Origin of the sequence: Amycolatopsis alba DSM 44262 (assembly GCF_000384215.1) — a bacterium.
Classification (GTDB): Bacteria; Actinomycetota; Actinomycetes; order Mycobacteriales; family Pseudonocardiaceae; genus Amycolatopsis; species Amycolatopsis alba.
Window position 1 is genome coordinate 1 of the sequence record NZ_KB913032.1, and the last position, 14,856, is coordinate 14,856.

Here is a 14,856-nt window from a genome sequence, read left to right on the forward strand (position 1 = left end):
CCCCCCCCCCATCCGCCAGCCGCCAGCCGCCAGCCGCGGACACAGCAAAGGCCACGATCCCGCTAGCAACGAAGCCCGCACCTGCGGTTCCTGGGCGCGGTAAGACAGCGAGCTGGATGGGCCTTCTCTCGCCGTGTGTGGACCACCCCGGACGTGCGCCGCCTTGCCACAGGTAGTGGCTCCTGAGCGCACCATTCACGCCCCTTCATCGACAGGAAGACGGTCCTTTGCTCAGAAAGACTTGGTCGTTCGCGGCCGCTATGGCGGTGAGCATCGCCACCACGCTGGCCGCCCCTGCGGCGACGGCCGTGACCGCCACACCACCGCCACCGATCGAGCCGATGCTGATCGGTGGCCATCCGGCCGCGACCGCGCCGCCGGGGATCACCTCGCTGCAGTACGACGCACCGGACCATGGTGCGCAGTACGTCGACTACCACACTTGCGGCGCCGTCCTGGTGTTCCGCGGCTGGGTGTTCACCGCCGCGCACTGCGTCACCGACCCGCCCACCCAGGAGGTAGCCGAGCGACCGCCATCCAGTGGTTCAACGCCGACCCCGCACCGATCCCGACCGCGGACAAGAACTTCCACGTCCGGGTCGGCAGCCTTGACCGGCTCGCCGGTGGTGAGACCGCCGCGGTGAGCAAGGTCGTGGTCCACCCCGGCTGGCAATGGGGAGAAGGCGCGCCGAAGAAGAAGGTCTTCGACGCCGCGATGCTCAAGCTCGACTACCTCGTTCAGGAGCCGACCGTGCCGCTCGCCCGCGACGCCGCCCGGCGCGGCGAGAACGTCTCCGTGTTCGGCTGGGGCGTGACCGAGCCTGACAGCACCCGTTCCGGTCTGCCGAGGCGTTTGCAGCAGCTCGACACCCGTGTCACCGCGCCGTCGCGCTGCGCCGGAGCGTTCCTGTCCGCCGCCGAATTCTGCGGCGACAACCCCTCCGGCAGTGACGGCAGCTGTTACGGAGACTCCGGGACACCTGCGCTGGCCACCATCGACGGCGTTCCCCAGCTCGTCGGGACCGCCAGCCGATCGGCTGATCCTGGGTTCTGCGGAACCCAGCCCGACGTTTTCACCAGTGACCCGGAGCTGCGGGACTGGATCTATCACGTCGCCCGCACCGGCAACGCCACCTAGCAACTGACCTTGGGGTGCCGTCTCCTACGCAAGGAGGCGGCACCCCTCAGGCCTGAGACACCCCAGCGCCGATGAACCGCTCAATCCGAACACCACCAGTCACCGTCACCCGCACCCGGGGCCGTCATGGGTAGCCAGAACGCGCACACCGCGTCGTCACACCGCCGGAACCTGCGTCCGCCGCCTGGGCTGAGCGTCCGCTACCGAGCCGGCGCCACCCTCCGAGAGCTCGCGGACCTCTACCGCTTGTCTGTCCGGACGGTGCGCGCCTTCCTGGTCGCGGACGGAGTCCAGATCCGTCGTCCCGGCCGCACAGTCCGCGCACCCACCGTCCCTGCCTCCGCGACGGAACATCATCCCGTGCGCGCGGGAGCGGCAGTACTGGCGACCGTGCACCCGCTCCGCCCGCGTACTAGTTCCCCTGAATCACAGCTCGGCATGGACGCGCCGTACTGGCCGCGCTTCGATCTCGACCCCCCACACCAGCCGGGCACGAGACAGGTCCTCGCGGAAGCCACTCCAGGTCAGCACTGTGTCGGTCTCACCGCCCCGTACGACGTGCACCAGGTCGACGACAAGCCGATGCCGATCCGAGCCGGCGAGTACACCGCGGTCCTGACCCGATGCGCACGCATCGGCCTCGTCGACGCACCCCTGCCACCGGACGCGCAGCTCTGCGCCGAATGCCACCCCGAACCACCCACCCTGTGAGAGACCACCGTGCCGAACCCGCTCCCGTACGACCTGACGAACGACGACGACGCCGAGCACTACATCCGCGAAGCCCTCACCCCGTCACACCGCGGCAGATGGGACGCCCTGCTCGCCGACGACCACGTCACGCAGACCTACCGCGTACTCAAAATCATCGAAGCCAACGCGAACCACGGAGCCACACTCCGCCGCGACAAGATCAAGCTCGCCGAGAAACAACACCGCGCCGGGCTCATGACAGCCCTCGAGCACGCCACCCAGTATCGCGACTTCATCGCCTGGCGGGAACGCGCCAGCCTCTTCAACACAGTCCTGCACCAGCACCTCGCCCAAGCCGCCGACCGGGTCCGCAAGCTCCACCGCGACAACGTCGTGGAGTCCCTGAGGCACTCGCTGCTGGCCCTAGCGGTCGCTGTCGACGACCACCGCCAAGCCCATACCGGCGAAGAATCGCTCGCCGATACCGCACTCTGGGCCCGGCTCCAGCTCCTCCCCTGGCCCACCTCCGACAACGCCAGCTACCTGCTCGCCGACGCCGTAGCCGCCGAACGCGGCCGCCGCGGACCCGCCCGCCACATCGAGAACGGACTCATCGAGTTCCAGGGCACACACGTCACCGGCGAGACCGTGGACGTCGCCGACCTCATCCTCGAGATCACCGACCACGCCCAGCCCACCTGCGACCGCGCCCATCTCATCGAGCTCTGGCACCAGCGAACCCCCGACCTGCTGGACGCACCAGGCGCGAAGATCGCAGCAGCGAAAGGCAACGGCCGCTACACCACCCAGCGACTCAGCAAATCACTCACCTACCTGGAGTCACAAGGACTCATCACCCGCACGACGGTGCAGACGAAGTCCAAGATCACGGTCATCAACCGAGCCGCCTTGCTCACCCTGCGCCGACTTTGGGACACCGAGCACTTCCCGCTCGACAACGTCGACGAGTAAGAGCCAGGGTCATCGGGCCCGGCGCTCTGCTCGCGACCATGGCCTTGAAAGCGGGTCAGAAGCCGGAATTCTGACGCGACTTGACGGAATGGCCCGGCAGTAAGGGGGAGGGACTGCCGGGCCACCACCTAAGTCGCCGCACGCCAGATGGGTGTTACCAAGATCCCGCAAGGCTCCGATGTCTCGCCCGAAACCCGCGCCGGGCCCATGGCGCGACCCGATCCCCTTAGTCGTTCGAAGGGAAGTTACAGCGCTACACGGCCCCTAACGAGACCTCCGGAGAGTGGCTATCGGCCGGTCCACGCACGCTGGCGGGACGTGCCCAGCCCACACCTTGGCCTCTCCGTTCCAGACCTCGGCGCTAAAGGCTCTCATCACGCGGTCGGAGCGCGTACCCCGGAACCCACTGACCTGCCTTCGCTCCGCCGCGCCCCTCATTGATCATGAACTGGACCCAGCCGAACCAGTAGCCGGTCGTGCTGACCTTCCACATCGACAGTTCGCCGCGGACCTCCGCCTGGAGATCGAGGCCCTCCGGGATGTCGGCCCTGGGCGGGCCGACGGGGAAGAGCTGGCTCAAGTCCACCCAGACCTTCCGAGGAGGCCGGAAACCCCGGAAGGTCTTCTCCTCCGGCGGGCCGTCTGACGTGGAGCTATCGAACATGGGTTCGATTATGCATGGTGCCGAGGTGCTCGCAACCTTGTCTGCTACACCATGTACGCTGAGTCACAGACCTTCGGGTCCGCGCGTGAGTCTGACAAGCTCAAGCCGAACACAGATTGACCATCCGAGCACTTTTGCAGGAGCCGTGCCAGCCTGTTCTTGGCGGATCGGCAGTATGGTTAGACGTGCATGAGTCGGCAATGTGTCCGGACATGTACCCGTCCAGCAAGTCTGGGCACCTGTGTTCCGTTTGGCGCGGCACTGCACCATCGAGGCCGGGACATAGGAGCAACACCCCGCCGACGAGTGTCGGCATGTGCAGTACCCCGTACACCACCTTTACCGGCTGGTGGAGACGCCTCGGCTCTGCTAGCGGTGAGGGTTGCGCGTGTCAGAGTTCGTCGCTCGTGTCTCGACGTTGTCCACAACCGGTCTTTTTGCCGCCTCGGTCTTTAGCATCACCGTGTTTTTCGGCATCTGGCTCGTCTTGCGCCCGTTCCGTGCCAAGGTGAAGTCGGTTGGCCGCATCCGGATCAAGGCGCTGTTCTTCGAGATCGAAATCGGCCCACCGAGCCCCGAAGACACAGAGGACGAGATCTCCGAGCAGCAACCACCCGCTAAGGACGCTCCGAAAATAGCCGACTCCGATCCGCCGAGTTGACGTGCCCTGACACTTCCACACCCTGCCCTCACACCATGTACCGGCTCCACATACTTCCAGCGTGGAAACCAGGCGGGCGATCGCGACGCCCCTGGGTAGCCAGCCGTCCCCATCCCGATGTCAGCCACAGTGCTAGACCCCAACTTCCCGGACAAGCCGAAAGCCGGACAACTCCAAATTCGTACTCCGTTACGGGCGTGTTCTCCCCGCACCTGGCACGATCGTCCTCGTGACGGTCTATGCCTCCGACGCGACGCGGCAAGTTCTGATCTGTACGTGGGATACGGGGCTCGGCTGTGTGGCGAGCAACGTCTCCGACCTTCCCGCCACCGCAGCGCACGAGGATCTGCTCCGGCTTGCCGACACCCTGACCGGACTGTCCCGCCAGTTGTGGCGTACGTACACGCATCCGGCCAGTGCCGCCGACAGCCTGGAGGAGAACACCGAAAGGTGGCATCGACAAGGTGAGCGCGACGCGTTCGCCTCCGTGATCCAGGCCTTGACGAAGCCCAACCTCCCGCAAGACGGCTACATGATTCAGTCCTACAACCGCGTCGAGGAAGCAGCACACCGTGTTGGCCGCGCACTCCACACTCTCGACGACAAGACGCTGACGGAGCAGGTGATTGCCGACGTCGAAGCCGAGCTGCGCGCCGTCGAACAGGCCGAGCGCGGCGACCTTTCCGAACGAGCGAAACAAGCGGTTCTCCTCACTCGCGCCGACGCCTCCCCGCTCCAGGTGAACGCGGCCAACGATCTCTTCCGCGAGCACCCACTCGGATCGGAGAAGCTACTCCACGAGGTCGACCCGACAGCAGCGGCTGTCGCCGCCGCGCACTGGCTCCAGGCCGCGGCCGACATCACCGCCGACCTCGCCGAGTGCGATCCCGCCGAAGTCGTGATCGAAGCCGACGATATCGAAGCCCTCGCCGTCGAAACGCCGACCCGGGTCCTGGAACGGCTCGGAGCCGGCGAAAGGCCGCGTGACGTGGTCGTGGATCTCATCCGGAACGCGATGCTCGCCGCCGAAGGCAGGGTCGCCGACCCCAGCTCACTTGCGGACGTCCTCAAGAACTCACAAGGCCAGGCCGAGGAGAGCCCTCCCGGCGAAGACGACTCGCTTGACACAGCTCAGGCACGTATCAGCCTTCTCGACCCACTCCGGCCCGCCCACGACCTGCTCGAAGACCTCCTTGACGGCATTCACGGCTGCCGTCTTCTCTTCCACGAATACTCCGAGCACGACGGAGACTTCGACGACGATGAGACCGACGGACTCGCTGAACGGCTCGATAGCGAATTCGAAGCCACTGTTCGCGCTGCGGCCGACGCCGACCATGACCGGCTGTTGTGATTGACCCGGACAGCACGAGTTTGTCCCTGTAACCGGCTTTCAGGTGTCGGTTGGGTCGGTATACGGGGCGATGTCGGTTGCTTCGGGGTAGCCGCGGTCGATGACCTTGGTGCGGAGTTCGTCGAAGTTGGGGTCTGACCGTGTGGTGCTGATGGTTCGTAGTGCGTCGATGGAGGCGCGTGCGACGTGGTCCTGTTCCCACGGCGCGCCCTTGCCCAGGAGCATGAGCAGAATCTTGATGCTGTCGTCTGGGACCGGTGCTGTGCGGCAGCGGTCCGCGACTTCGATGGCGTAGTGGTCCAAGCCGCCGGTGATGGCGAGTGTTCGGACTGTGAGCTGTGCCCATGTTTCTTCGGGGAGGCCGGCGACGAACGCCCACCGGCCCGCAGCACGGAGCACGTCGGCGGGCACTGTCGCACGATTAGCATCGAGCAAGGCTTGCCAGAACTCGGCAGCGACGTCGAGTTCTGGTTCACCGTCGGCGCTGTCCTGCACCAGGACAGCGGCTCCTGAGGATGCTGCGGTGAGCGCTTCGGGCCAGCCGCGGAGGGCCTGGAGGATGGCGGGAATCTCGTAGCCTGTCTCGCGGTGGAGCATTCCTATGAGGAGGGTGTCGACCGCGTTGTCCGCATTTCGTTGTGCCGCGGCGGTCAACTCATCTCGCAGATTGACATAGAGCCAGGGGGTGGGTTGTGCGTACTTTAAGGTCAGCTCGAACGTCTCGACGCCCAATTCGGTGTCCCGGAACAGGGTGTCGACGCGTCGGGCGAGCCAGTCCTTCGCGATTGTTTCGAGGAATCTGCGGTTCTGAGCGAGGACGGCCCGGTACTCCATGCCGACTGGACCTGGTATCTGGATGAGTTCGTCGAGCAGTTCGACGAACTGAGGGCGGATCACTCCTCCGTTGCGGTATTCCCAGCCCGCCAGCGAAAGAATTGCCTGTAGCCCTCGTCCGCGGCGGCTGTTGATCGCGCGGAACAGAGCGTCGTGGTCACCGTGAGCAGCGTCTCCACTCTCAGGTGCCTGGTCGATCAGCTCCAGCGCCCAGGCCCACACGGTGTCGAGGTGGTCGGCAAGTCGGGTGTTGTGATTCGCCAGCGCGCGGACGAGGTCGACTGTCACCTGCTCGACGCGACGCCAGTCCGGCTCGAAGTCGAAATCGTCCTCCCCGAGAACGATCGGGGTCCAGCGTTCGGTCCGCACGAGCTGGGCCGCCGCCACGATGTCTGGTGCACTCTCGATGACATCGGCTGCCTTCTTGGCGACCGCGTCGAAATAGTGCAGGACGTACACAGGTTCCCGCAGACCGGTCACGACCGACACGGGATCGGCCGTCCACGCCTGAGGTTCTGCTTCGACGACACTTTCGAGGGTCCGGGCAAGTTCACGAGCAAGAATCATGCGGCCGCGGCTGTCACCGTCGGGCCGCCACCGTGCAACCGTGTCGATGGCGTCGGCGACGGACAGGGAGGACAGTTCTTTTACGCTGTATGCGGATTGCCCCGACATCATGGTGACATGATCAGTCCTGTGCTCGAAGAGCTCCTGCGGGAGGGAGCCGTGGCGCTCCTCCAGTTCCGCGATCCGATCCTGCCAGCTCTCCAGTGCAGAGTCGGGCAGCACCGTCGACCAGTGCCAAGTGCGACGCAGTGCGTCCGGGATGGACTCGTCCTCACCGAACGGATCGTCTCCCGGTAGGCCGAGCGCTTCGGCCCATGGCGCGAGAAGGCCAGGCTCAGGGTCTGTAAGGAGCACGGCGTCGATGAGGTCTTTGTCGTCGCCGGTAGGGGCGAACGACGCGAGGCGACGCGTGATGTGATCGATCTTGTCGTGGATCGAGACGTCGTCGGCGAGTACGAGGACGCGGCTGGTGATCCTTTCCCCGAGATCGCCGCTGATGTCCTTTGTCCAGTTAAGAAGGTTCGCGGTGGAGATGCCGAGCTTCGGTGCTTGCTGCAGTAGGCGCGCGAGGCCGTGGGCAAGGATCACGAGATAGTGGCGATCGTGTTCGCCGAGGTCGGCTGTAAGGCGTGCACTGTCTCGAGTGATCCAGCCGGCCTGAGGATGTTGGGACGCTTCCCGTGTCTTGGCCGCGAGCATGCGAATCCGACTCGTGGCGTTGTCGCGGTTGAGTCCAGCTTCGAGTCGTTCGAGCACCAGCTTGTAGTAGTAGCGGTCGGTGTCGAGAGGAGCGCCATCCAGGACCCTCCTGGCCACGGTCTCCACCAGCGGGATCGTCGGATCAGCCTTTTTGATCACGTCGGCGCCGATCACACGAACCGACCGGTTGCTCGAATAGGCCGAGACGATGTCACCGACCGCGCTATGTCCGGCAGATCCCAGTTGGGATGCGAACAGCAACAGAGTGAACGCCACGTTCGCCCTGTCCTCTTCGAGCGTGCGCTGCTTGACGTCCTTCACCAGGCGCGCCAAAACGACGGCAACCTCTGCTGGCGCCGTGCGCCCGAGGCCCTCCAGCAGCGCCGCCCCCGGCCAGGTTCCGCTCGGCGCAGGTAGCGCGATCACGTCCGCGTCGTGGAGAGGAATAAGCCAGCCAGGGTCGGTCAGCAGCCCGAGAAATAGCCGGAGATGATGTTCGTTCAGCGCCAGATTCCGCAAACGCTCGACCTGGTCATGGCCGGCCCACGGCTCGGCTGCCAAGGCCCGTAGTGCGCGGACGATCTCATCGGATGGCGTGAACATCCGGACGAACCACGCCACGGCACGGGAGTAGAACGTGACTGCGGTTTGGGGAGTCGTCTGTGCGTGCAGAGCCTGGTTTGTCTCGCCGTAAAGCCGGGTGTACTCCTTGACCGGGTCAAGCTCGCCGCCCAGAGGATCGATACCGGCCTTCGACCGGAGATACTGCAACAGACGAGCGGCGTGATACGAGTCCCGATCCCGCTTCTCGGCGACGCGCCGCAGAACCTCCGTGAGCGCAGCCAGCGATGCCGCGCCGTCATTATCCGGCCGCGCTATCTCCGCTTCATACCTCTGCCAAGCCTCACGCACGACGGAAAGACCCCCACCAGGGACCGGGCTGCTCTCCTTAACGACCGCATCGACCGCCTCGCGCACGTTGTAGGCCGCGCTCTCAGCAAGCCGAAGATCTGCCTCGTCGTCCAGCGAGTAAACAATCAACACCGACGCCGTCCGCAGGCACGCCAAGATCCTCGCACCCTGCGTGGGCAACTCACGCATGATCGTCGACACCACCTCACCGGGCAGCTCCGGCAACGATCCACCGTCCTCCGTCATCGACACCACCCGTCCATTGTCGACATCGCCTGTCCGTATTACTCGGCAACGACACGCCACCGAGGCGAGTCATCATCGGAACGGCCGCCGCGCCGAGGCCCGAGTCCTAGCTGCGGGCGGCTGCGTATTCGGCGTCGAGCCGGGCTTTGAGCGCGGCGGCGCGGTCAGGAGTGCAAGTTTGGCCAGGCGCGTCGATATCGCAGTGAAGCTTGATCAAGCGGGACCGAATCACCCCTGCGGTGCGCCCGTACTGCTCGGCGAGCTGGTCGTGCAGCACGGTCGGCGCCGTGGCGGGGTCGGCGGCGAGCCACTGCTCGCGCAGCGCGGCTTCAAGATCAGGTGTCCACGAAGCATGGGACCGCGCGGGCCCGCATGGCCTGGGGCGGCCGAACCCGCCGGGCTGCTGCAACAGTCGCTGGCAGGAGTGGCCAAGATTTGCCGGAGGCTCGGGTATCGGAGCTGTAGCTGGAGCCGCTCGATACGAGCGGTGTCACTGCGGGGGACTCCCCGCAGCTTGCGCTCAAGCATCTCGACGCGCGCGTTCTGCTGCTCGCGAAACCACTGCGCTTGCCAGCTGTGGAGCACGTGCGGGGCGAGCTGACCGATCCGTTCGGGCTGGTCCTTAGCGAGCTGCCACGCGAGCCGGGCGGCAGCGAGTGCGTCCTCAGTGCTGTTGTGCGCTTGGTCGAGCCGGACACCTTAGACCTGCAGAGGTTGGTCAGCGAGCGCTTCTCTTCACGCTGCGCAGGATGCAAGTGGCGGTCCATGCAGATTCACGTCGGTCGACCGCGCTCCTGCGACCACTGGCCGACCATGATCACGGCGGTGGCCCGGAGACCGCGCAGCACTAAGGTTCACAGCCAACGTGAGCACACTCAGACATCCTCCACGCTAACCACAATCGAGGCGATCCTGTTCGACAGAACCCCAAACTTGTTGATCACCTCTAATCATCTGTTCGTTGACGGTTTATTTCCTGCGCATGACTGAAACGTTGCCCCGATCTCCCGCGATCTAACTACACGATCGGCTGCGCATCACCATGGGAGGCACGGATGACGTATTTCGGGCGCGAAACGATCGATGTCGTTGTAGTCGGCAGCGGCCTAGTCGGCTCTACTTTCGCTCGTGTTTTAGCAGACTCCGTACCAGGCGCGACAATCGAGATCATCGAGGCTGGATCGAGGTTGTCCGAAATATCCGGACTCCACGTTCGGAATTTTCCCACGCTGGACGCCCGAGACGCGGCGATACTGACAGCCCAGGGACACGACCGACGTGTCCGTTTGCCGATCTCTACGTACTTACCGCCAAAATCGGGTACCGGCGAGACCGGTACGCTTGAGCGGCCAGGACTGTTCTCGGTCAGTTCCTTGGGAAAACTCCCGCCACACATGGAGATGCCTTCTGTGGCGATGACTTCCTGTGTCGGCGGCATGGGAGTACTGTGGCGTGGGTCCTGCCCACAACCTCTCGGCAGTGAGGTATCAACACTCGTGCCACCGGAAGAGCATAGCGACAGTATTCACCAAGCTTATCAGCTTCTCGGAATCCCACTGGGCGAGCGCCCAGATAACCTCACTGCAGAGTTGTGCTCTACATTGATAACTCGGTTGGATATAAATCAAGGGATTCCACCGTCCTCGTCTATCCGAGCATTACCGATCGCCGCGACCAATTCGCCGGACGGCACCAGATGGACAGGGCCAGATGTCATCCTGGCCGGTATCGCAGAAAGTCCAAGATCGAATGTGTCAATCAGAGCAAGCACACATTGCCGAAAGGTTCTCCTGAGAGGCGACCGCGCAGTTGGAGTGGAGGTGGTTGACTTAGAAAGCAAGGAGCTGTACCAAATTCATGCCCAGGTCATCGTCCTCGCCGCAGACGCGTTTAGGACACCCCAGATTCTCTACAACTCGGGTATCAGACCTGCACATCTGGGGCGACACTTCAATGATCATCTACAAGTCACACTGCAAGTGGTTTTGTCACAACCGCTCCAAGAAGTCGCAGCGGTCGCGTCCCAGCAGGTCGACCTCGGGGCACAGGGGTGCTGGATTCCTTTCGCTGACGAATCAAGACCTTTTCACGGGCAGGTGTTGTACGGGTTTCAAGAGGACCTACGATCTGAGCGACCGCTAGCCGTCACCGCGGGAATATCCTTGTATGGCCGAAAGGAAATAACAGGAGATGATCGCGTCATACTCCATGACACTCAACGCGACATCTACGATATGCCTACGATCAGTCTGCATTATCGGTGGACTCGTCAAGATCGAAAGACGATCGATCATCTGAAATTAAGCGCTTTGGACATTGCCCACCAGTTGGGCGTACCAAGCAGACATGACCCCAACGTGCTACCTCCAGGCGCTTCGCTTCACTACCAGGGTACGATGCGAATGGGTGCCACTGAACTAGAGTCGGTATGTGACGCCTACGGCCGAGTACATACCCTATCTAACGTATACGTGGGAGGTGGCGGATTGATAGAGACCTCCACGGCGTGCAATCCCACACTAACAGCCGTCGCACTCGCGCATCGTTCAGCGAAAAGAATTTCCATTGAAATGAAGGGTGGTTCAAAGAAATGAAATTGTCCGAACAAGAAGCAGCGTGGCTCGAGGTGAGGCGCTACCTTGAGGCCAACCGCTTCGATCTGGGTGTTGATGCGCAGCACGAATACGTCGATCACGTGAAGTTCTTTGAGACCCCGCTGCTAACAGTGGCGAATTGGCTTCCGCTCTCCCCTATTCCTCTCTTAGGCATCGACTTGCAGCTTCGGGCTTCTCAGACTACAGCCGGCTCGAGCGTAGATTACGGAGCCAACCTCCCGCTCTCGCTCGACAACACCACGTACCAGAACTACGCGGACGTGTTCCAGGCCCTAGCGGCGCCAAGGGCCTTCCAGAACCGCACGACTTACCGACTCGAAGAGGCGGAGCTTACGGATACGTCCAGATCGCGGCTTGCCTTTTCCCTCGGCAGGTACTTCGACAGCCTGAACACAGGGGAAGCTAGCGCACACGAGTACGCGGCCGCCCGCCTCGGAAGAGGAGATGGCGGCATCAGGAAAAATATCAAGGATCCATGCGATCTCGCCCAGCGGCCGGTCAACATGGCGGTGAGCGCACTGACGCTCAAGCGCACCGCGGGCGGCGAGTTCGAATTCTTCCTTCACTGGCGCGACCCGAAGAAGGTCGGACATGCGGGGGGGCTATACCAAGTAGTTCCATCCGGCGTATTTCAGGCGGCAGGGGAAGAAGCTCTGCATCAGACGAACGATTTCTCGTTGCTGAAGTTCCTGGCCCGGGAGCTCGCGGAGGAGTTGCTGGGCGAAGCAGAGATCAACAGTGACGGTTCCAGGGCCCTCGACTACAGCGAGTGGGGGTTGTTCCGCAAGCTGCAGGTTTCGGTCGACGATGGAGGAGCCAGGATGTGGTGCGTCGGTCTGGGAGTTGATCCACTGACATTCGCCACCGACCTGCTGGCTGTCCTGGTCTTCGAGCACGACGCTTTCGCGGACGTGTTCGGGGAGGTGACGAGGGAGAACGACGAAGGTCGGGTGCTAGCGGCCAAGCGCTTCGACGAAGCGACTGTGTCGAACTTGGTTCGGAACGAGCGGATGCAAGCGGCGGGCGCAGCGCTGTTGGCCTCGGCATGGCACCACAGGGACACCATCCTGAGCCCGTCGTGACGTGATGCTGACTGGCAGAATCAGTGTTCCGCCTTCGCCAGTCACCCACAGGACTTACCGCGTGCTGGTGTCTGAAATCTGATCGAGGAGATGACGCATCCGCTTGAGGGACTTGCGATTCGCGCGCCTGCTGTAGGTGTAGAGAAAGGGCCACTGCTCGCCAGTGAAGTTCGCCGGGGCGTAGCCCAGTTGCCTGCTCAGGCCTTTTCCCACAGGGTAGACCTGCGCCAGGACTCCCCCAATGGTCGCTACTCCGATCGGGTCCGTAATGAGTCCGGCGATCATGGAGACCATGCCTACTAGGCCAACCGCTCCTTCGTCCTTGCGCCGAATCAATTCGTTGATGGGTCGCGTCATCTCAGCCCTCCCGAGGTCATCGCGGAGGAGGTTGAGAATCGTTCCGTCGATCGCACGTGGATTGGTGTCACGCATCAGCCTGCAGACGCTCGAGATCCAGGAGACGAGCAGTTTGTGCCCTTCACCATGTACAAACTTCGACAGCCTTCGCCCCTCCCCATTACTCGGCGCATGAATGTCCAAGACCTGCAACAATTCAACCAGTTGCGCCGTGATCGCGGTCATCGATTTCGTCGGATTGTCCGACGCGGTTCTCGTGAAGACAGGAATCGCGTTGCTGGCACAAGGAGTCGTGGCGATGACGTTCAAGTACTTCACGTCTGTTTCGGACAGCAGGAACGGGACCTCCGCACCTGAATCGACCAGGGCCTGACCGTGATTGTGGGCATCCCTCAGAATCTGTCTCGCCGCGAGGTAATTATCCCCGCCGTACGCGAGCGCACGATCGCGGATCTGGGACGGGATGAGCATGTGGCCGTTGCGCACCTTCGACAATCGACTCCAACGGTCCGAATCCTCGGGCTTTTTGGCCAGGTACTCGTCTGCCCAATCCCACCCTTTCTCGGGCGGACATGCGAGTACTCGTCGCTCCCCAGGGGGCAGATGCTGATCCTCCTCACATATTCGCTTGATCGGACCGTCGAACTCCGCGAACCACTTCGACTCCGGCCAGCGTTCCGACCCGCGGAACGAGGGGTCGAGCAGCCATGGCTCCCTGCCAAGCACTCGGACGTACCCTTCCTCAACGTAGGTAACGAATTCCTTCGCTGTGAGGCAAAAGCCGGGCGTGAAGAAGCGGGCTCCGGATGGCGCCCAGAGGTTCAGCGGCTTGCTCATCGCCAGCATCCGTGGGATAGAGTTATATCCGGCGTCGCCATACTGGTCTACGTGACAGAAAGTTGGAAACCCTTCGAAAGTCATGTGAAAAACCTCCAAGGTTCGACGGAATCTTTGGCGTAGAGTCTCGCGTATTCCGAGGATACGCGAGAAAGGCAGTGACGAGGTCAGTAGTTTGACACAATGCGACGACTAGATTGTTCCCGATATCGCCACTGCCGACGGTAAGATAATTACACCCCGCACCGAGTCGATGACGGGCCCTGCGGCGGGTGGCCGACTGTGACTTACCTATGGGGTGGCGATGGCTGTCGACAACAAAGGACGCCGACACCTAGATGCCGACCCGGCCCGTCGGCCGCGGGTCGTCTCCGTGGGCCGGTTGAGGCTTCGATAGATCCCATCCGTCATCTCCTGCATGTGGCGCCGAGCTTGAGGAGTCCGGCTCCGCTGCACAGCCATCACCACTGCCAGAGACATGAAGTCCTCGAAGTCGACATCGTCGCCAGGAGCCCAGCCCCTAAGCAAGCGCAGCAGCTTGGCGCATTCCTCGTCGAGCACCGCCAGCATGTCCTCGACTTGGTTGTGCTGCCGACCTGAACTGTCCGTGACCCGATAGAAGTTCTCTTTGACGCAGACATCGCGGAGCCCCACCGGCCGGTCCGTCCCGTCGACCGTATTCAGCACACGCACTCGGCGCTGATCAAAGCTCCACGCCCGCAAGTAGGACTTGGGTACGTAATGATGCCGCTTCGACTTGCTGGCCCTCGACTGCAAGCTCCGCGATACGGCCCATGTACGCTTGGACCTTCGGCGCCAGACTCTGCCCGCCGTCACTGACCAGATCTCGCCCCCACGGGTTGGGGTCGCTCCCGAGATACTCCCACGTCATGACAGGCCATGGCTTCGCTGTCTGGACGGCTTGATGACCGTGTTCATACGGTACTTGTCGCCAGGCGAGGTCGACTTGCTACACAGTGGACAGTGCTCAGCATGTCCAGTTGCTCTGGGTTACCCGGGGCCGTGGTCGTCGGCGACCCGCGCGGCCCGGCGTCGACCATGACCTATCCCGGTATCACGGTCGCCCGCCGCCAGCGCGGGTACGTCGTCGACGAACTCTGGCTCCGGGTCGGAGAAGCCGAACCCACCATCGCCGACGACGAAGCCCTGATCGCCGTGTTGCGCGCCGCGTGGTGCTGGAGCACTTCAGCCGTGTGAACGAGCG

At 63.1% G+C, this 14,856-nt stretch carries 14 protein-coding genes; 9 read left to right on the forward strand and 5 right to left on the reverse strand.

What is annotated here, in order from left to right:
• Positions 1–266: 266 nt before the first annotated feature.
• The 4 genes from AMYAL_RS50755 to AMYAL_RS0100015 all read left to right on the forward strand — a co-directional run bounded on the left by AMYAL_RS50755 (position 267) and on the right by AMYAL_RS0100015 (position 2,803).
• Positions 267–644, forward strand: coding sequence for a trypsin-like serine protease (locus AMYAL_RS50755; protein WP_280632794.1), 378 nt, complete (start codon positions 267–269; stop codon positions 642–644).
• The gene (locus AMYAL_RS50760; RefSeq protein ID WP_020629242.1) at positions 641–1,138 is read left to right on the forward strand and encodes a S1 family peptidase; all 498 of its coding nucleotides are present in this window, start codon (positions 641–643) and stop codon (positions 1,136–1,138) included. The genes AMYAL_RS50755 and AMYAL_RS50760 overlap by 4 nt, the downstream gene beginning before the upstream one ends.
• Before the next feature lie 126 nt (positions 1,139–1,264).
• Positions 1,265–1,849, forward strand: a complete 585-nt coding sequence (locus AMYAL_RS49095) for a hypothetical protein (RefSeq protein WP_143268005.1) — start codon at positions 1,265–1,267, stop codon at positions 1,847–1,849.
• Positions 1,850–1,858: 9 nt separating this feature from the next.
• Positions 1,859–2,803 (forward strand): hypothetical protein, encoded by a 945-nt coding sequence (locus AMYAL_RS0100015; protein WP_020629244.1) that lies wholly within the window; start codon positions 1,859–1,861, stop codon positions 2,801–2,803.
• A 361-nt stretch (positions 2,804–3,164) separates the two neighbouring features.
• Here the strand turns inward: AMYAL_RS0100015 and AMYAL_RS45385 are convergent, their stop codons facing one another.
• The gene (locus AMYAL_RS45385; RefSeq protein ID WP_020629245.1) at positions 3,165–3,467 is read right to left on the reverse strand and encodes a hypothetical protein; all 303 of its coding nucleotides are present in this window, start codon (positions 3,465–3,467) and stop codon (positions 3,165–3,167) included.
• 388 nt (positions 3,468–3,855) lie between these two features.
• Between AMYAL_RS45385 and AMYAL_RS45390 the strand changes: the two genes are divergently transcribed.
• Positions 3,856–4,128, forward strand: a complete 273-nt coding sequence (locus AMYAL_RS45390) for a hypothetical protein (RefSeq protein ID WP_020629246.1) — start codon at positions 3,856–3,858, stop codon at positions 4,126–4,128.
• Positions 4,129–4,615: 487 nt separating this feature from the next.
• Positions 4,616–5,482: a hypothetical protein gene (locus AMYAL_RS0100030; protein WP_245192715.1), complete on the forward strand. Its 867-nt coding sequence runs from the start codon at positions 4,616–4,618 to the stop codon at positions 5,480–5,482.
• Positions 5,483–5,521: 39 nt separating this feature from the next.
• Here AMYAL_RS0100030 and AMYAL_RS0100035 read toward each other — a convergent pair whose 3' ends face one another.
• Together AMYAL_RS0100035 and AMYAL_RS49100 are read right to left on the reverse strand one after the other, a co-directional pair.
• Positions 5,522–8,740: a hypothetical protein gene (locus tag AMYAL_RS0100035; RefSeq protein WP_245193373.1), complete on the reverse strand. Its 3,219-nt coding sequence runs from the start codon at positions 8,738–8,740 to the stop codon at positions 5,522–5,524.
• Between the two features lie 106 nt (positions 8,741–8,846).
• Positions 8,847–9,017, reverse strand: a complete 171-nt coding sequence (locus AMYAL_RS49100) for a hypothetical protein (RefSeq protein WP_020629249.1) — start codon at positions 9,015–9,017, stop codon at positions 8,847–8,849.
• Between the two features lie 1,159 nt (positions 9,018–10,176).
• On the opposite strand from AMYAL_RS49100, the gene AMYAL_RS51015 reads away from it, so the two are divergent.
• Together AMYAL_RS51015 and AMYAL_RS0100050 are read left to right on the forward strand one after the other, a co-directional pair.
• Positions 10,177–11,334 (forward strand): GMC oxidoreductase, encoded by a 1,158-nt coding sequence (locus AMYAL_RS51015; RefSeq protein WP_425332232.1) that lies wholly within the window; start codon positions 10,177–10,179, stop codon positions 11,332–11,334.
• Positions 11,331–12,437, forward strand: a complete 1,107-nt coding sequence (locus AMYAL_RS0100050; protein WP_020629251.1) for a hypothetical protein — start codon at positions 11,331–11,333, stop codon at positions 12,435–12,437. The genes AMYAL_RS51015 and AMYAL_RS0100050 overlap by 4 nt, the downstream gene beginning before the upstream one ends.
• 54 nt (positions 12,438–12,491) lie before the next feature.
• On the opposite strand, the gene AMYAL_RS0100055 is transcribed toward AMYAL_RS0100050, so the two are convergent.
• Together AMYAL_RS0100055 and AMYAL_RS0100060 are read right to left on the reverse strand one after the other, a co-directional pair.
• A complete protein-coding gene (locus tag AMYAL_RS0100055) occupies positions 12,492–13,715 on the reverse strand; it encodes a hypothetical protein (RefSeq protein WP_093976702.1) in 1,224 nt (407 codons plus the stop codon).
• Between the two features lie 207 nt (positions 13,716–13,922).
• Positions 13,923–14,468, reverse strand: a complete 546-nt coding sequence (locus AMYAL_RS0100060) for a DUF4238 domain-containing protein (RefSeq protein ID WP_280632795.1) — start codon at positions 14,466–14,468, stop codon at positions 13,923–13,925.
• Between the two features lie 186 nt (positions 14,469–14,654).
• Here AMYAL_RS0100060 and AMYAL_RS0100065 point away from each other — a divergent pair, with 186 nt between their 5' ends.
• Positions 14,655–14,849 (forward strand): hypothetical protein, encoded by a 195-nt coding sequence (locus tag AMYAL_RS0100065; protein ID WP_020629254.1) that lies wholly within the window; start codon positions 14,655–14,657, stop codon positions 14,847–14,849.
• Positions 14,850–14,856: the final 7 nt, after the last annotated feature.